Below are 19,605 nucleotides of genomic sequence, written 5' to 3' on the forward strand. Positions count from 1 at the left end.
AGTTCCCTACTTCGTGAAGCTGACGTGCTGGGTAATCCAGTTATGCATCGCTACGGCAGCCGCGGCGGAAGCATTGATCGATCGGGTTGAACCGAACTGGCTGATCTCCACGACATCCGTGGCAGCGTCGATTGCTTCGGGAGAGAGCCCGGGGCCCTCTTGGCCGAACAGCAGAACGCAGCGCTGGGGGATGTCAAAAGTTTCGATGATGACGCTGCCGGGCACGTTGTCGATCGCGATGATCGGCAGGTCGTTGGCTTCAGTCCACTCGACGAAGGCCGCGACATCCGGATGATGAAGCACGTGCTGGTAGCGGTCAGTGACCATGGCGCCGCGTTTGTTCCAGCGCCGCCGCCCAATGATGTGTACGGTGTCGGCACCGAACGCGTTGGCGCTGCGCACGATGGAACCGATGTTCATGTCGTGCTGCCAGTTCTCGATGGCCACGTGGAATGGATGCCGCGTCACGTCGAGATCGGCAACGATCGCTTCCATGTTCCAGTAGCGATACCGGTCAATAACGTTGCGGGTATCGCCGCGTTCGAGCAGCACGGGATCGTAGTGGGGTTCGGTGGGCCATTCGCCCTGCCACGGCCCCACCCCGTTGGTCGACAGCTCGACGCTGGGGTTCGGTTCAGTCACCATTCCACGATAGTCGTCGGCGGCCCCACCTGAGTACCGCCTCGGAGCGCCACCATAGGCTGGAGCACTGCCATTCTGGGCGACCCCGCGCGACTAGCCTTCGTAGCGCTCGACGCGCAGCACGCAGGTGAGCTCGTCTTCAGCGACAGGAATAACGGTCTCCCAGTCGGTGGTGTCTCCCGGCTCAGTCGCAGCGACATCCACCTGAGTGAGAGCGCGAGTGTCGTTGGCACCGTTGAGCAGTGAGACGTAGATGCGGTACGTGGCGCTGGCATCGGTCGAGTTCGTCACGACACCCGAGACAGTCCATTCGTCGCCCGTACGCTCGCACTCGTTGACGGTGGAGTCGGCGAGAGCACCCTGCAGGTTCTCACCGGTACCGGGAGCATCCGTAATGTCGGTCACGCCCGGAGTCTGCTCGGCCGAGCTCGACGTCTCTTCGGGGTCGGGCTGACCGTCGGTGCCATCATTCGTGCAACCCGCAAGCGTCAGCGCGAGGATCGCAAAAGGTACTGCGGTAGCGGTCAGTCGTGTGCGGAGCTTCATGATTCTTCCTGTCGTTGTCTTCTGCGTGCGAGCAGGATCAGAGCGAGGCCGGCGAGCAGTGTGCCCAACCCGGTTGCGAGTGTTCCTCGGGGATCCGACCCAGTGTAAGAGAGAGCCTTGGTAGGTAGCTGCAAAGTTGTCTGTGCAGTTGCCACCACGGGGTCTCCCGAGTTGATTTCGGTGCTGGTGACCGTTGCCGTTTCGTAAAGCGTCGTTCCCGCGTCGCTTTCACGGATGACATAGGTCGCCGTTGCTGTGATCGACTCACCCGGAGCGAGAACGCCGACCGCGCCGGGCCACGCACCGTAGTTCATGGGCGAGAGACCGGAACGCGGATCGGCAATCGAGACATTCGTCAGCGGCAGCGTTCCCGTGTTGGTGGCCACGTACGTGAAGATCACGACATCGCCGGGGAAGCCCTGCTGGCCCGCACCGAGCACACCCGAGATCATCAGCGCAATGTTCGGCACATTCGGAATCGGGAGAACGTCGGTTGCCTCTTCCGGCGCGATGGGGCCCGAGGGCGCGTTCGCGTCGACCGTGGCCACGTTCGTGGTCTGTTCGACATCCACGTCACCCTGAGTGATCACGTAGGTCGCCGTTGCCGTGACTGACTCACCCGGAGCCAACTCGCCAGGAGTACCCGGCCAGTTGTAGGTGAGCGCGGAGACGCCCGGCTTGGGGTCGGTGATTACGACTCCGGTGAGCGTGACGTTACCCGTGTTGACGACCTCGATGACGTAGTTCACGGTGGCACCCTGCTGGGCGAAGGTCGCGAACGAACTCGTCTTCGTGATGGTCATCGACGGGTTTTCGACAATCGGCGTTGAGCCGGTGGCCGTGTCCGTCACCACAGCGCCCACGACCGGCGTTCCCGCCGTGGAAGCGTCGGAGCTGATCGAACCAGCATCCACGTCATCCTGAGTGAGTACGTACGTTGCGGTTGCCGTGGCCGACTGGCCCGGAGCGAGAACACCCGGAGTGCCCGGCCAGGTGATCGTCAGCGTGCTGAGATCAATTTGGTCGTCGGCGATCGTGACACCGTTCAGCGTGACATCACCGGTGTTGGTGACCTCGAAGCTGTACTCCACGACGTCTCCCGCGTTGCCGGTCGCGCCAGCGGCCAGCACCTGAGTCTTCGTGATCTCAATGTCAGGCGAGCCAGCCGCGGTCGGAACAACGACGGTGTTCGACGTGTCGACGATGTCGTCGCCCGCCGGGTTCGTCGATGTCACGTTTGCGGTGTTCGACGCCGAACCGGCATCGAACTCAGCCTGCGTGACCTGGTAGCTCGCGGTCGCCGTAACCGACTCCCCCGGAGCCAATACGCCGGCTGCTGCGGGCCAAGCGCCGTACACGACTGCTGTCGTTCCGACCTTGGGGTCAGCAACGGTGACACCACTCAGTGTGGTTTCGCCCGTGTTCTCGACGGTGAAGGTGTAATCGATCCACGAACCCACGACGACGGGGTTCACGACGTCGCGCGGTACGCCAGCCTTGGCGATGTCGATGCCCGACAGCGCCTCGATGAGCGGAACCACGGTGACCGCAGAATCAGAATCAACGGCGGTTGCGGCGGGAGAGTTACCCTCACCGGTCGCCACGTTGCGCACTTCACCGGCGTCGACATCCGCTTGGTCAACAAGACGAGTTGCCGTGACGGTGACACTTTCGCCCGGTGCGAGTACGCCCGGAGCGGCCGGGTCTGGCCACGTGTAGACGAAGCCGGTGAGGCCGGGGATCGTGTTCGAGAGCGTCACACCATCGAGCGTGACGTTTCCGTCATTCGTGATCGTGAACGTGTAGTCCATGCCGTCGCCGAGCACTCCCGTTGCTCCCGCAGCGAGAGCCGCAGTGTGGGAAGTGACGATGGATGGCGCAGCATCCGCGGTCGGGTTGAGCACAGTGTTCGAGACACCGGTCACTCCGGTACCGTCTGGCGCCGTTCCGATCGCCGTCGCCGTGTTCTCCACGGTGCCGCTGTCGACATCGGCCTGCGTCACGGTGTACACGACGGAACCGACGGCCTGCTCGTTCGGGCCGAGAATACCGGTGGCCGAGGGGAACGTGAGGTCAGACGGAACGACGTCGATCAGCGGGTCAATAACGCCTACGAGGCGCAGGGTCACGTTTCCGGTGTTCTTCACGATGAAGCTGTAGGTGATTTCAGAACCGACTTCACCCGAACCCGACGTCATGACGCCTGACTTCTCAGCGGTAATGCTGGGGTCAGCCACCGCTGTGAGTTCGCGGTCAACGTTCGACGTCGCCGTGACAGGGTCGCCGCCGGGCGTGACGCCACGAACGGATGCGGTGTTGTCGACATAGCCGCGGTCGACGTCATCCTGTTCGAGAACGTAGGTCGCGCTCGCCGTCGCCGATTCACCCGGAGCCAGTACGCCACTGTTGGCGGGCCAGACGATCGAGTTGATCGAGACGTTGTCAATGCTGTCGGTGATGGTCACCGTGCGCAGCGTGACGTTTCCGATGTTGGTAACCACGATCGTGTAATCGATGGTGTCGCCAGGGCCGTTCTCGCCAGCGACAGCCAGCTCGCTCGACTTCGTCACCTGCAACAGGCCATCGGCCGCGAGAGCGACAGTAGCCGGAGCAGTGGCGGTTGCCGCAGCGCCGACCGGAGGAGTTCCCTCACCGGTAACGACGCTCGACACAGCACCCGAGTCGATATCGGCCTGCGTCAGCGGCTGCACGCGAACTGCCGTGACGGTTTCGCCAGGCAAAAGAACGCCCACGTCTCCGGGCCAGGTGTAGTCCCCAGCCGGGAGCGAACCGATGAAGTCGCTCAACTCAACGCCCGAGAGCGTCACGTTGCTGGTGCTCGTGAAGCTGTAGTCCCAGGTGACCGTGTCGCCTTCCACGGCCGGGCCCGGGTTCGTCAAAGCGCCAACGTTGGTCACCGAAACGACCACGCTCGGAGCCTCGGTGGGCACCTCGACAGTGTTTGAGGGTGCGGAGATGGCATCGCCGCGAACGGGAACTGCCGTAGCACTCGCCGTGTTCTCAACGTAGCCACGGTCAACATCCGACTGACGGATGGGGTAGCTGGCCGTTGCGGTCACCGTTTCGGTGGGCGCGAGTGTTTCTACCGCGGTCGGCCACTGCACTGTTGGCGTGCTCATTCCGGGCAGTGGATCGGTGACAACGATCGAACCGATCGTGACGTTACCGGTGTTACGAACCTCGAATTCGAAGTCCACGGTGTCGCCGACGCCGTTCTCGCCCGTCAGAGCGACCTCGCCCGACTTCACGACCGTCATGCTCGGCTGCGGCTGAACTGTCGTGACGATAACTTCGTTGGTGGTCGCAGAAATGTCATCATCGTTCGGGTCGGTAGCGCCGACATCCGCAATGTTCGAGATGTAGCCGCGGTCGATGTCTTCCTGCGTGAGCTGAACCGATGCTTCACCGATGACAGTTTCGCCGGGCAACAGAACGCCGGGCTGCGCGGGGTTCGGCCAGGTGATGACGGGAACGCTCAGTCCAGGAAGCGGATCGCGCAGCTCGCCGTCGATGAGGGTGACATTGCCCGTGTTGGTTGCTTCGAGACGGTAGTCGACCCAGTCGCCAACCTGCCCGATTCCACCGGCGCGCAGTTCGCCCCACTTCGTGGCTTCGAGTTCGCCATTTGCGGCGATCGGGACAGCGGCGGGCGCCGTCTCGGTGAACGCGGTGCCTGATGGCGGCGTCGCGCTACCGGTGACAATGTTCGCGACGGAGCCGGAGTCAATGTCATCCTGAGTCAACTCGTAGGTAGCCGTGGCTGTAACAACAGCCCCCGGCGCCAAGGTGCCCGCCGTTGCGGTCGGCCACGAGTACACGATTGCCGAAAGGTTCGGCAGCGGGTCAGCCAGCGATACCGCCGTGAGCGTCTGGTTACCGTTGTTCGTGAGCGAGAACTCGTACTCCACGAGGTCACCCTCGAAGCCGGCAGCACCGGGTGTGAGGGCACCACTCTTGGTGACGAGGATGTCGGGCGCAGCCGCATCCGTCGGCGTCGATTCAAGAGCCGTGTTGCTCGCAACGGCAGCGTCGGTCGGAGAGGTGCCATTGGCAACGGCAGTGTTGTCGACCTTGCCCGCGTCAACATCGGCCTGAGTGATCGCGTAGGTCGCCGTTGCCGTTGCCGTCTCGCCGGGGGCGAGAACACCGTTGGCTCCTGGCCAGTTGACCACAGGAGTGCTGAGGCCGGGCAGGGGGTCGGCAATCACAATTTCATCAACCGTGACGTTTCCGGTGTTCTCCACCTCGAATGTGTAGGTGACGATGTCGTTCACACCAGCGCTCGCGCCCGTGCTCGATGACTTCGTCAACAGCAGCGAAGCAGCGGCCGGAGCAACAGTCGTCTCGGTAACCGTCGTGCTCACCGTGATCGTGTCACCGATCGGCGGCTTTCCGCTGGCGGTCGCCACGTTCGAGACGCTGCCGCGGTCGACGTCATCCTGAGTGATCGTGTAGTTGGCAGTAGCCGTAACCGTCTCACCTGGTTGCAGCTCTCCTGGCGTTCCCGGCCATGAGAAGACTGGGCTGCTGACGCCGACGAGCGCATCAACCAGATCCACGAGAGTCAAGGTGACGTTTCCGGAGTTCGTGATGCCGAAGTCGTAATCGATCGTGTCACCCGCGTTGCCAGCACCGTCGACGGTGCCGACCTTGGTGACATCCATGCTGGCCTGCGAGGCGAGCACGACCGCGGCTGTTGCGGGGTCGCTGACGGGGTCACCGCGCGGAGGCGTTCCCGAACCAACAGCATCGTTCTCTACGGTTCCCCCATCGATCTGCGCCTGCGTCAATGTGGATGTTGCCGTTGCGGTGACCGATTCGCCCACCTCGAGCGTGCCGTCGGCGCCGGGCCACGTGTAGGTCAGAGCCGAGATACCCGCGAGGGAATCAACGATCTCTACACCCGTGAGCGTGACGTTGCCGGTGTTGCTCAGCTCAAACGACCAGTTAACGGTGTCGCCCTCATCGGCGCGAGCCGGGTCGGCGAGCACACCGTTCTTGGTGAGTTCCACCTCCGCACGAATCGTTTCGGTCGGAACCGTGTTCGCTTCAGAGTCGTCCGTGACGTCGGTGCCGTTGGGGTCAACGCCATCAGCGGTCGCGATGTTCAAAACGGCGCCAGCATCCACGTCGTCCTGTGTGATTTCGTAGTCAGCCGTCGCGGTAGCGATCTCACCGGGAGCGAGCACACCGGGGGTCGCCGGGGTGGGCCACGTGATCGTGATCGCCGAGAGGTTCGGGAGCGGATCCGTCAGCGTGACTGAGTCCAGCGTGACGTTACCCGAGTTGAGAATCTCGAACGAGTAGTCGATCGTGTCGCCGAGGTCGGCCGTGCCCTGAGGCGCGCCCGACTTGGTCACGGTGATGTTCGGAGCAGGCAGAACGGTCGGAACGATGACCTCGTTGGAGGTCTCGACCACGAGGACACCCTTCGGAGTCTCGGCAGACATTTCTGCAATGTTCGAGATGAATCCGCGGTCAACGTCTTCCTGCGTCAGCTCGTAGGTTGCGACGCCGACGACCGACTGGCCGACCGGAATCTCGCCAGGCTTGGCGGGGTCTGGCCACGTAATGACCGGAACCGAAAGCCCCGGCAGCGGGTCGAGCAGCTGGCCGTCGTACAGGGTGACGTTTCCGTCATTGGTCACGGTGAGCGTGTACTCGACCGTGTCTCCGACAGCACCAACGCCACCGTTGAGGATGACGCCCTCCTTGAACGGAGTGAGTACCGGAGCGGGAGTGATCGTAACGGTCTCGGTCGCGGTGTCGTCAACTGTGCCTGCCGCGGGAGTGGTTCCCTCGGCTGTCACTTCGTTGTCGACCTTGCCCGCGTCGACGTCTGCCTGCGTGAGCTCGTAGGTCGCGACGGCGGTTGCGCTCTGGCCCGGCGCGAGCGCTCCGTCAGTAGCAGTCGGCCACGTGTACGTCAGAGCGCTGAGTCCCGTGAGCGGGTCGGAGAGTTCGACGTCGGTGAGCGTGACGTTTCCGCTGTTGCGCACGGTGAAGGAGTACTCCACCGTGTCGCCGGCGAATCCTGTTGCACCGGCCTCGAGCGCACCGTTCTTGGTCGTCTCGATCGCTGGCGCGGCAGTGACGGTCGGCACATCAATGGGGCCGACCGAATCGTCAACGGCGCCGAGGGGTGACGTGGCGTCGACATCCGCGGAGTTGCTCACGTAACCGAGGTCGATATCGGCCTGCGTTATGGCGTAGGTCGCTGTGGCAGTGGCGGTCTCGCTGGGAGCGAGCTCGCCCGCAGCACCCGGCCACGAGTAAACGATGGTCGAGAGTCCAACCAGCGGGTCATCGATCGCGACGCCCGTGAGAGTCGTGTTTCCGGTGTTCTGCAGCGTGAAGTCGTAGTGCACGAGATCGCCGAGAGTCGCGCCATCCGGGGTACTGCCGACCTTGTCGATTGTTACCGAGTCCGTGCGCTCGACCGTGGGATTGATCGCAGGGTCTGAGAACTCGAAGTACTCGGTGCCGTCAGGCGTGGAACCGAGAGCCTCAGCAGTATTCGAGACGGAACCCGCGTCGACATCGTCCTGAGTGATCGTGTAGTCCGCGGTAGCGGTCGCCGTCTCGCCCGGAGCGAGCACGCGGTCGTCTCCCGGCCAGACAATCAGCGGAGTGCTCACGCCCGGCATCGAGTCAATTAGAACAACACCGGTGAGGGTCACGTTTCCGGAGTTCGTAACGCTGAAGCTGTAGTCAATGACATCGCCCACTTCGCCCAGCTGGGCTCCCAAGTCACCCGTCTTCGTGATGGTGAAGTTCGGTGCCGCCGTGAGCGGGAGCGTCGCCGAAGCTGGCTGCGTTACCGCAGAGCCGGTGGGAGGCGTGCCCGATGCGTTGACACTGTTCGCGAGAGAACCAGCATCAATGTCGCTCTGGAGGAGCGTGTAGGTCGCGGTGGCCGTGACGTCATCGCCCGGGTTGAGCAGTCCGTCAGTCGCTGTTGGCCAGGCACCGAAGGTCACTCCGGTGAGGCCCGGCAACTGGTCGATCAGATCGACGGATGTCAGCGAAACGTTTCCGTCGTTGGTCACGGTGAAACTGAATTCCACGGTGTCGCCCGCGACGCCCGTAGCGCCGGCCGCGAGTGCCGCGCTCTTGGTCGCGCTGAGCGAGGGGGCAGCCTCAACGATTTCGGTTACGACCTCGGGCGAGGAGCCGCTAACCGGAGTGCTCTGCGCACCGGTTCCGCTGGCGGTCGCCGTGTTGACGACCTCTCCCGCGTTCACGTCATCCTGAGTGATTTCGTACGTTGCCGTGGCGGTGACGCTGTCGCCGGGGGCGAGCGTCTGGGTGGTGTTCGCGACATCCCAGTTGACCGTGAGGCCCGTGAGACCGGGCAGTGGGTCAGCAAGGGTGATGCCGTCGATCGTGACGTTTCCATCGTTCGTGATCGTGAACGAGTAGGCGATCTCATCGCCAAGTTCGCCAGCGTCAGCGACTACGGCAGTCTTGTCGACCGTGAGGATCGGAGCCGGTCGCACCGTCGGGATGACGACAGTGTTGGTGGTCGCCGGAACAACGGCATCGTTCGGCGTGAGGGCCTGAACGTCTGCCGTGTTCTCGATGTACCCGAGGTCGATGTCGGCCTGGGTGAGCGTGTATTCCGCGGTTCCGGTGACGGACTCGCCGACGCCGAGAACGCCGGGCTGAGCCGGGTCTGGCCAGACGATGTTGGGGTCACTAATTCCGGGAAGTGGGTCAAGAAGCTGGCCGTCGTGCAGCGTGACGTTTCCGGTGTTGGTGGCGGTCACGGAGTAGTCGATGATGTCGCCGACTTGACCGATTCCGCCCGCACGCAGTTCGCCCGTCTTGATCGCGCTCAGGCTTGCGTCGGGTTCAACAACAACAGTCGCGGCGACTTCGGTGCCATCAACGTCAACCGCGTTGGGGTCAACACCGGATGGTGTGGCCAAGTTCACGACAGAACCGGAGTCCACGTCGCTCTGCTTGAGCTCGTAGGTCGCTACCGCCGTTGCGGTCTCGCCCGGAGCCAAGACGCCGTCGGTCGCGGTGGGCCAGGTGTACGTGATGGCCGACAGATCGGTGAGCGGGTCAGCCAACGTGACGCCAGTAAGCGTGACGTTTCCGTCGTTCGTGATCGTGAAGGCGAACTCAATGAGGTCTCCTGCCTCACCCTCAGAGCCGGATTCCAGCGCACCGGTCTTGGTCGCCGAAATAGCGGCGGCCTGAGTGACGAGAGGCGTGACCGCGGCGGGCGAATCATCCGTGACGGCAGCGCCGTCGCGAGCGGATTCGGCGTCACCGGTCGCGATGTTGCTGACCGAGCCAGCATCGACATCCGCCTGAGTGATCGTGTAGTTCGCGGTGGCCGTGACGGACTCACCGGGAGCAAGTTCGCCATCAACACCGGAGACCCATTCGCCGTAGACGAGAGCACTGAGACCCGCGAGCGAGTCGGTGACCGCAGCATCCGTCAGCGTGACGTTTCCGTCATTCAGCAGCGTGATCGTGTAGCTGATCGTGTCGCCCACCACGCCCGTGCCGTTGAGCACGGCGGCCTTTGTGGTGACGAGAGAGGGAGCCGCTGCGTCGGTCGTGACGGTGACGGTGTTGGAGTCCTCATCCAAGATGACACCAGCAGGGGTCGAGGCGAGCACGCTCGAGTCGTTGTCGACGAAACCGCGGTCGATGTCGGCTTGCGTGAGCACGTACGTGGCAGTTGCGGTCAGCACATCGTTCGGGCCGAGCGAGCCGGCGGCGTTGCCGTCCCAGTCGTCGTAGCTGATCGCCGAAACACCGTCGAGGGGGTCAATGATGCTGATCGAGCTCAGCGTGACGTTACCGGTGTTGGTGACGGTGAATGTGAAGCTTACGGTGTCGCCAAGTCCGCGGTCTGCGGGCGAGGCGTCTTCAGACTTGACGATGGTGATTCCAGCATCGGGAGCCAAAGGCACGGTCGCCGCAGTGGTCGCGTTAGCGACGGCGCCACGAGACGGCGTACCGGATGCGGTCACGGTGTTCACGACGGAGCCCGAGTCGACATCCGCCTGCGTTACGACATAGTCGTCAGCGGTCGCGAGGACGCTATCGCCGGGGTCGAGCTGACCTGAGACACCGCTGGGGAAAGTTCCGAAGACGGGCGTGACTCCAGCAAGGGCATCGTTGAGGGTGACGCCGCTGAGCGTGACGTTTCCGGTGTTGGTAACGGTGAAGGACCAGTCGATCAGGTCGCCGGCGTCTTGCGCGGCGGTGCCTGTTTTCGTGACCGAGATGCCGGGGGCAGCGGGCGCGGTCGGAGTCGTCACCGAGGAAACCGGGCTTTCAACCGGCACGGCGGGATCTGCTGTGGTGGCACCGGCAGCCTTCGCCGTGTTCGTCACCGAACCGGCGTCGATATCGGCTTGAGTGATCGTGTAGTTCGCCGTTGCTGTCGCCGATTCACCGGGGTCGAGCGATGTCGCGGACAACGTGGGCGTTGCTCCGCCCAGAAGCGGGTCGTTGAGAACGATGTTCTCAATCGTCACGTTTCCGGTGTTCTCCACAAGGAAGGAGTACGTGATGGTGGTGCCTTCAGCGGCAGGGCTCGGCACAACGCTGGCGGTCTTCGTTGTGGTGAGTTCGGGACGCTGGGCACCAGTCGCGACGACCACAGCGCCAGAGCTTGCGTTCACCTCGGGGCCGCCACCAGGAGTCTGAGCGGTCACGTTCGCGGTGTTGGTCACCTCGCCGGCGTTGAGGTCGTCTTGATCGATCGTGTAGGTCGCGGTCGCCGTGGCTGTTTGACCCGGCGCGAGCTCGTTGTCTGCCCCCGGCCACACGAAGGTCGGAGTGCTCAGCCCGGGCAGGTTGTCGATGAGCGTAACGACGGTGAGCGTCTGGTTACCCGTGTTGCGAATCGTCATCGTGTACGTGATGACGTCGTTCTCCGCACCGGTTCCACCGACGGAGGCAACCTTGCTGACCGTAATGCCGGGGGCAGGCGCGATCGATACCGTCTCGGGATCCGTCTCGGTGAACGGCGTGCCCGACGGCGGGGTGGCAGTGACGGTTGCGGTGTTACTGACAGAGCCAGCATCCACATCGGACTGCTTCACCGTGTAGTTAGCCGTCGCCGTGACGGTCTGGCCTGGGGTGAGCACGCCAGTGGCGCCCGGCCACGTGTACGAGATCGCACCGAGGTCAGCCAGCGGGTCGCTGACAGCAACTCCCGTGAGCGTCACGTTACCGGTGTTCTCCGTCGTGAAGGTGTACGTGATGGTGTCGCCAGCAGCACCAACAGAGCCGGGAGCGAGCACACCGGTCTTCGAGAAAGTAGCGACGGGGTTGGCGGCAACCGTTGGGGTAACAACTTCATCCGAGGGGTCAGTGATGACTCCGGCGGAGGGCGAGGTGCCTTGACCAGTTGCTGTGTTGGTGACCGAGCCCGCATTCACGTCGGACTGCTTGATCGTGTACTTCGCGGTGGCGACAACCTGCGTGTTGGGCTGCAGCGTTCCGGTTACTCCACCGGGCCATGCACCGAAGGTAAGCGTGCTGAGGCCAGAGAGCGGGTCACTTGCCGACACTGACGTGAGGGTCGTGTTACCCGTATTGCGTACTGTGATCGTGTACGTGATGACATCGCCAACGGCGCCGGTTCCGGCAACGCTAGAGGTCTTAGTGGTGAGGATGCCCGGAACGCGCGTTGCGGTCGGAGTAGCTACCGCAGCCGACGATGCCGTGGTGTTCGGGCCAACGGGCGGCTTGCCCGAAACAGACGCCGTGTTGTTCACAACGCCGGCGTTCTGGTCGGCCTGACGGATGACATAGTCAGCCGTCGCCGTGATGGACTGCCCCGGAGCGAGGCGGCCCACAGTGCCGCTGGTCCAGGTGCCGTAGGTGAGTGCGCTGAGGCCGGGACGCGGGTCGGCGATGATCACGTTGGTCAGCGTGACGTTACCGGTGTTCTGGGCGGTGAAGGTGTAGCGGATGGTGTCGCCCACAACGCCCGTGCCGGGAGAAACAATGGCCGCGGTCTTGTCGAGCGTGATGGTGGAGTTCGATGCAAGGGGAAGAGTTGCGGGAGCAGTAGCCGTGGCGGGTGATCCGCGCGGCGGGGTACCCGAACCGTTGGCGGTATTCGACACCGCACCGGCGTCAATGTCTGCCTGCGTGAGCACGTACGTTGCGGTAGCGGAAACGCTCTGGCCCGGAGCCAAGGTTCCTGCCGTCGAGGGCCACGTGCCGTAGGTCACGGCGGAAATGCCGGGCAGAGAGTCAGTAACCGATACCGAGGTGAGCGTCACATTGCCCGAGTTCGTGAGCGTCAGGCTCCACGTGACAACGTCACCAGCAACACCCTGCGCGCTCGGCGCGAGAGCGCCCGACTTCGTCACACCGATCTTCGGTGCAGACGTGATCGTCGGCGTGACGAGCTGCGGCGACGGAGCAGTGACGGCAGCGCCGGTGGGAGGCGTTCCCGTGGCCGTCGCAATGTTCTTGACCGAACCGGCGTCAACATCCGCCTGAGTAATTGTGTAGGTGGCAGTTCCGGTGACGGTGCCGTTGGGGTTGAGCTGGCCGCTCACGCCACCCGACCACACGTAGGTGGGGGTGGAGAGTCCGGGCAGCGGGTCGGTCAGCGTGACGCCCGTGAGCGTGACGTTACCGGTGTTCTTGGCCGTGAAGGTGTACGTGATGGTGTCGCCGAGCGCACCAGTTCCCGTGCCGCCCACCACAGCGCTCTTGGTGGTGACGAGCGCGGGAGATGCCGCAACCGTCGGCACTACGGCCTCCGGCGACGTGGCAGTAGCAACGGGGCCCGACGGCGGGGTTCCGGATGCCGTAGCCGTGTTCTTTACGGAGCCAGCGTTCACGTCGGACTGCTTGATTGTGTACGTCGCTGTCGCCGTTACCTGCGCGTTGGGAGCGAGAACACCGGTCGTGCCGCCCGGCCAGGTGCCGAAGGTGACAGCCGAAAGGTCCGCGAGAGAATCAGTGATGCCAACGCTCGAGAGCGTGACGTTACCCGTGTTCTTGACGACGAACGAGAAGGTGACGGTGTCGCCGACCTTGTTGGCACCCGCAGCGACTGCACCGGTCTTAGAGACGGTGAGCTTGGCGGTGGAGGCGAGCGGAACCGTCGCGCTACTGGTCTTCGGCGCAGCGGCGCCGCCGATGACACCCGTTCCCGTAGCGGTCGCGGTGTTTGCGATCGAACCCGCATCGACATCCGACTGCTTCACCGTGTAGGTAGCGGTGGCCGTCACTTGAGTGTTCGGCGCCAACGTTCCGGTCGTGCCCGAGGGCCAAGTGCCATACGTGATCGCAGAGAGGCCCGAGAGCGGGTCAGTAACTGCGGCACCCGTGAGCGTGACGTTGCCGGTGTTGCGGATGACGAAGCTGTATGTGACGACCTCGCCAGCAACGGACGTGGAACCAGCCGGCAGCGTGCCCGACTTCACGAGCGACAGAGTGGGGGCCGGAGTAGCCGTGGTGGTGACCACGGGGTTGGAGTCATCGCTGACGGGAGTCGCGCCTGGAGCTGTTCCGGCTGCCGACGCGGTGTTGGCGATCGAGCCAGCATCCACATCCGACTGCTTCACGGTGTAGCTCGCGAGAGCTGTTGCGGTCTGACCGGGAGCGAGGGTTCCCGCAACGCCGGGCCACGTGACAACGGGAGTCGAGAGACCCACGAGCGAGTCAGTCAGGGTGACGCCGGTGATGGTCTGGTTACCGGTGTTCGAGATTGCGATCGAGTACGTGATCGAGTCGCCAACCTTGGCGCCCGAAGTGACGTTCGCCGACTTCGTGGTGGTGAGCTCAGGAGCGCCAGCAATCGTAGGAACGTCGGCGGTCGAGGGAGCAGAAGTGACCGTCGCGTTTGTCGGAGTCTTACCCGACACGGTCGCCGTGTTCGATACCGAACCAGCGTTGACGTCAGCTTGCTTCACCGTGTAGGTGGCCGTTGCTGTCGCGGTCTCACCCGGAGCGATGCGACCCGCGGTAGCGGTGGGCCACGTGTAGACGGGCGCCGAGAGGCCGACGAGCGAGTCCGCGATGGCGACACCCGTCATCGTGACGTTTCCGGGGTTGGTGATGGAGAACGAGAAGGTCATCGTGCTGCCGACGCCTCCGGTACCCGACGTGACGGCACCCGTCTTCGCCACGGCGAGAGCACCGTTCGCGGCGACCGGAACGGTAGCCGGAGCAGTTGCCGAGACGGCAGCACCGGTGGGAGGCGTACCGCGCGTGGTTGCCGTGTTGGCTACCGAACCAGCGTCGACATCCGACTGCTTCAGAACATAGGTTGCCGTGGCCGTGACTTGCGTGTTGGGGAGCAAGCGACCCGCAGTGCCGCTGGGCCACGTACCGAACGTGACAGCGGAGAGGCCGGACAGCGGGTCGGTGATGCCGACGCTCGTCAGCGTGACGTTACCCGTGTTGCGCACGACGAAGCTGTAGTTGACGGTGTCGCCGGCGACGCCCGTAGCACCCGCAGCGAGAACGCCATTCTTGGCAAGAGAGATCGTGCGCACCGCAGCGACAGTGGGAGTCGTCACCTGCGGCGAGGGGTCAGTCACAGCGGTTCCGCCAAAGTTGCCCGTGGAGGTTGCCGTGTTCTTGACCGAGCCAGCATCCACATCAGACTGCACGATCGTGTAGGTCGCCGTGGCGGTGACCTGCGCGTTGGGCGCAAGTGTTCCGGCAACCCCGCCGGGCCACGTGCCGTAGGTCAGCGCCGAAAGCCCCGTGAGCGGGTCAGCGATCGAAACGCCCGTGAGCGTGACGTTACCGGTGTTCTTCGCGACAAACGTGTACGTGATGACATCGCCCACCGCGCCAGTTCCTGCAACGCTTGCGGACTTCTGGGTGTCAATCGCGGGAGCCGAAGCCACGGTCGGAACGACTGCCTGCGGCGACGTCGCTGAAACAGTTCCGCCGCCGGGGATGGTGCCGGATGCCGTCGCCGTGTTCTTGACAGAGCCCGCGTTAACGTCGGCCTGCTTAATTGTGTACGTCGCGGTAGCAGTGACCTGAGTGTTGGGGGCCAGCGTGCCTGCCGTGCCACTCGGCCAGGTGCCGAAGGTGACTGTGGAGAGGTCCGGAAGCGTATCGGTGATGCCAACGCTGGTCGCGGTGACGTTACCGGTGTTGCGCACCACGAAGGAGAACGTGACGGTGTCTCCGACGGAGCCGTTACCGGTCGTGACGGCACCCGACTTGGAGACGGTGAGCGCGGGGCCCGCCGTGATCGGAACGGTGGCGGGGCTGACGCTGGTCACTGCGGCGCCGGTGGGCGGGGTGCCTGAACCGGTTGCCGTGTTCGATACCGAGCCGGCATCCACGTCACTTTGCTTGAGCGTGTAAGTGGCGGTGGCGGTAACCGACTGGCCGGGCGCGAGCGTTCCGGCGACGCCGGAGGGCCACGTGCCGTAGGTGAGTGCCGAGAGATCAGGAAGCGTGTCCGTCGCCGACACCGAGGTCAGGGTGACGTTGCCCGAGTTGGTGAGCTTGATCGAGAAGTTCACGGTATCGCCAGCGCGGCCGGTCGAACCGGCGGCAAGCGCACCCGATTTGAGCGTGGTCACGACCGGGTTGGCCGCAATAGTGGGAACCGTGATCTCAGTCGAGGGGTTGCTGACGGTGGTGCCGGCGTGAGTACCGCTACCGGTCGCAATGTTCTTGACCGAGCCGGCATCCACATCGGACTGCTTGATCGTGTACGTCGCGACCGCGGTAACGGTCTGGCCGGGAGCAAGAACGCCCGTGGCGCCGGGCCACGTGTAGGTCAGTGCCGAGAGGCCCGTGTGCGGGTCAGCGATCGTCACCCCGGAGAGGGTGACGTTTCCGTCATTCTTTGCGCTGAACGAGTAGTTGATAACGTCGCCGACCTTGCCGGTGGCGCCACCGGCAATTGTCGCCGACTTCGTGGTCGTGATGAGTCGCGTGGGGGTAACCGTGGGCACAACAGACTCGGCTGAAGGCTGGGTCACCGTGGCGCCGGTCGGAGTCTTTGCCGTAGCGGTTGCCGTGTTCTTGACCGAGCCGGCATCCACATCAGACTGCTTGACCGTGTACGTCGCGGTTCCGGTGGCCGTCTGCCCTGGTGGGAGCACTCCGGATGCACCGGGCCACGTTACCGAGATGGGGCTCAGGCCCGAGAGCGGGTCGGCCAGAACGACCTGGCTGAGGGTGACGTTTCCGTCGTTCTTCACGCTGAAGGTGTACGTGACGACCGACCCGACAGCGCCGGATCCCGTGGTGTAAGCACCCGTTTTGGTGACGATCATCTTGGCATCGGCCGTGATCGGAACGGTCGCGGGCGTCGTGCGCGTCACGTCAGCTCCGGTCGGAGGGGTGCCCTTTGCGGTCGCGCTGTTCACAACAGCACCGGCGTCGACATCCGATTGCTTCACTGTGTACGTTGCCGTGGCGGTGACGGACTGGCCGGGAGCAAGGGCGCCGACGGTGCCGGGCCACGTGCTGTACGTGATGGCCGAGAGTCCCGAGAGCGGGTCGGTGATGCCCGCATTCGTGAGGGTCACGTTGCCCGAGTTGGTCAGAACGAACGAGTAGTTCACGGTGCTGCCCGCGGTCGAGCCGCCCGCGAGCGCTCCCGACTTGGTCAGCGATACCGCAGGGGCGCGAGTTTGCAGCGGGACATCCACGCGAGGGGATGCCGCAGTAACGGCAGTGCCGCTGGGCGATGTTCCCGAGCTGGTGGCCGTGTTGCGCACCAGTCCGGCATCCACGTCGGACTGTTTCACGGTGTAGGTCGCGGTGGCGGTCACGGTCTGGCCCGGAGCGAGAGTTCCGGCGGTTCCCGGCCACGAGTAGGTCAGAGCGGAGAGCCCGACGAGCGGGTCAGCGATCGTCACGCCCGTGAGGGTGACGTTTCCGGTGTTCTTGGCGCTGAAGTTGTAGGTGACAACGCTGCCGACGCCCTTGGGGTCAGCAACAGTGCCCGACTTCGTGGTGGTGAGCCCGGGAGCTGCTGGCGCGGTTGCCAAGGTCACTTCATTGCTGAGGCCCGTGACAGCAACGTTCTTGGGGGTGCGGCCACTCGAAGTGGCCTGGTTCACGATCTTGCCGGCGTCAACGTCGGCCTGCTTCACCGTGTAGGTCGCGGTTCCGGTCGCGGTCTGGCCCGGAGCGAGGGTGCCGCTGGTTCCTGGCCACGTGACCGCAATGGCAGACAGTCCGGTGAGGGGGTCAGTCAGGGTCACCGAGGTGAGCGTGACGTTTCCGGTGTTCTTGACCGAGAACGAGTAGTTGACGGTGTCGCCGACGTTACCGACTCCAGCGCCGGCGTACGCGGCAGTCTTCTTGGTTTCGAGAACAGCATTCACCGGGATGGGGGTGGTGCGGTTGGCTGTCGCTACGGGCTTGATGCCGCCGTCGGCATCCGTACCGGTGGCGGTTGCGGTGTTCGCGATGGAACCCGCATCCACGTCGGCCTGAGTCAGGGTGTAGGTCGCCGTACCGGTGGCGGAAGCGCCAGCCGCAAGCGCACCAGCGGTGCCCGTCGGCCACGTGTAGGTGATCGCCGAGAGCCCGGGAAGCGGGTCGGTGACGGCTACGCCGGTGAGGGGCGAGTCGCCGTTGTTCTTGATGGTGAAGGTGTAGTTGAGGGTGTCGCCTGCGCGGCCCGTAGCTCCACCGGCGAGGGCGCTCGTCTTGGCGAGCGAGAGGGAGGAGAGCAGTACACGCGTGGAGTCGCTGCCGGTGGCAGAGTTGTTACCCACAACCGTGCTTGCCGTTGCGGTCGCTGTCGAGTCGTAGCTGGCTGTCGTCAGCCCGTTCGCCACACAGGTATAGGTGTACGACTGGAGCGGAGCGAGCGTGATGCCGGTCAGCGGGCGCGCGCAGTTACTTTGATCATCCGCGATGACGATGTTCTGCAGAATACCGACGCCCGAGTTGGTCACCGTGATCGAGAAGGTTGCCGCTTCTGTTGCGGTGCGCGACTGCTGATCGAGAGTTCCGTTGTAGGTCTTGGAGATATTGATGCCCGCGCTCGGCACCGACAGAATCGTGTTTTGCAGCAGGTAGGAGTCACCGCTTGTGCTCATTCGAAGGTTGACGGAGGTATCTCCCGCTTGCACATTCGGCAAGCTGACGGTCGCGACATCCACACTCTGGTTGGTGAACGGTCCGGTATCGCTCAGGGCCGTGTAGCGAACAGAGCCCTCTCCTCTGCCGATGCCGATGTTATTGGTGTTACCCGCGCTATTTGGGATTTGCGTGAAGGCTCCCGTGCCCCGCGAATATTCGGCCTTGTCGCCTTGGATGACCCGATCACCCTCGAATAGCGTGTATCCAGCACGAGTCCCTGTCTCGACAGCGCTGAATCCGTTGAACGCGACCGTGAGGGGCGCCTCAGCGGCGGTCAAGCGAACGTGGCCCTCATAAAAGATGATCCGGTGGGGCTGCGAAAGCGGGTTGGTCGGAATGTAGATTCCGTAGTCGTACACAACGGTGAGGCTCCACCCGGCGTAGCAACCGGCACCCTGCGGGGCCCAAATATCTCCAGCGGAGACCAACAGCGGTGTTCCGGTTGCGGCTCCTGCGAAGGCGCTCGTGACATCAGCACTGGCGCTGTAGTAAAGCGCAGATACAGTTCCCGTGGGATCTTCGAGCACACTCGACGGCGCCACGGAGGTTACAACACCCGCTGCTCCGACCTTAATTTTTGCCGCTTGGCTGCGATAGCCTGTCGCAGATCCTGCAGGCATGGTTACGGTGCCACGACCAGAATCGGGCACGGTGCATGTATTTTGAGAAGTTCCCGTGTAGCGGCCGGTGTTAGCGCTCCAACTGAGAAACGCCTTTTTTACCGAGGCGCCGGCGGGAATCGTAATGTTGGCAGAGCTCGAATTCGTGGCGAATCCGGACACCGTGTTCGAGTTTTGCAAATAGAAGTTATCGTTCGCCGTGCTCGAGTTGCCACCAGAGGCTGAATGCAGATCCGTGCAACCGCCGATGCCATTAAAGTACGCACCAAGACACTCAAGAACGCCATTGCCTGCCATAACAAAATCGCCATTGACGGTGGTCTGATAGCTGGGCGATGTACCTGCGTTGGTACCCCACTGCACAACGGCAGCTTCGGCCGGAGTGGCGGGCATCACGGTGAGACCGGCCACCAGAAGACCGAAGGCGACGATTGACGCCACGCCCCGCATGAACGCGCTTCGAGCGCTACGCTGCGTGCGCTCCACGTTGATGCTGTTGTGCCGCAATTTCTCTCTCCCCCGGGTTTAAATCCCTGACTTTGCGGGTCATCGCATCGTCAATGATTTGCCCTTCGGGTGAGCGCATCTCTCCCAACCATAAACTCTAGGTCGAGGTTTTGGACACCCTAACTACCCGTAGTCCACCCGAATCTGCCCTGCACTGGGGCTAGAACGTTGGTTCTCGGAGTTCAATTCAGGC

3 protein-coding genes are annotated in these 19,605 nt (G+C 63.6%); all 3 read right to left on the bottom strand.

Annotation, left to right across the window (positions count from 1 at the left end; genetic code table 11):
- Positions 1-6 precede the first annotated feature (6 nt).
- The 3 genes from ACWTV1_RS07050 to ACWTV1_RS07060 all read right to left on the bottom strand — a co-directional run bounded on the left by ACWTV1_RS07050 (position 7) and on the right by ACWTV1_RS07060 (position 19,412).
- A complete protein-coding gene (locus ACWTV1_RS07050; protein WP_100387969.1) occupies positions 7-645 on the bottom strand; it encodes a TrmH family RNA methyltransferase in 639 nt (212 codons plus the stop codon).
- 90 nt (positions 646-735) lie between these two features.
- Entirely contained in the window at positions 736-1,188 is a 453-nt protein-coding gene (locus ACWTV1_RS07055) for a hypothetical protein (RefSeq protein ID WP_100387968.1), read from the bottom strand.
- Positions 1,185-19,412 (bottom strand): CLIPPER-2 domain-containing protein, encoded by an 18,228-nt coding sequence (locus tag ACWTV1_RS07060; protein ID WP_498504681.1) that lies wholly within the window; start codon positions 19,410-19,412, stop codon positions 1,185-1,187. The genes ACWTV1_RS07055 and ACWTV1_RS07060 overlap by 4 nt, the downstream gene beginning before the upstream one ends.
- Between the last annotated feature and the right edge of the window lie 193 nt (positions 19,413-19,605).

The sequence above is a fragment of the Salinibacterium sp. VpJ6 genome (genome assembly GCF_059767345.1).

What these genes read in the sequence shown, in the direction of transcription:
- ACWTV1_RS07055 (WP_100387968.1), bottom strand. Translation starts at nt 1,188, where the DNA reads ATGAAGCTCCGCACACGACTGACCGCTACCGCAGTACCTTTTGCGATC.
- ACWTV1_RS07050 (WP_100387969.1), bottom strand. Translation starts at nt 645, where the DNA reads ATGGTGACTGAACCGAACCCCAGCGTCGAGCTGTCGACCAACGGGGTG.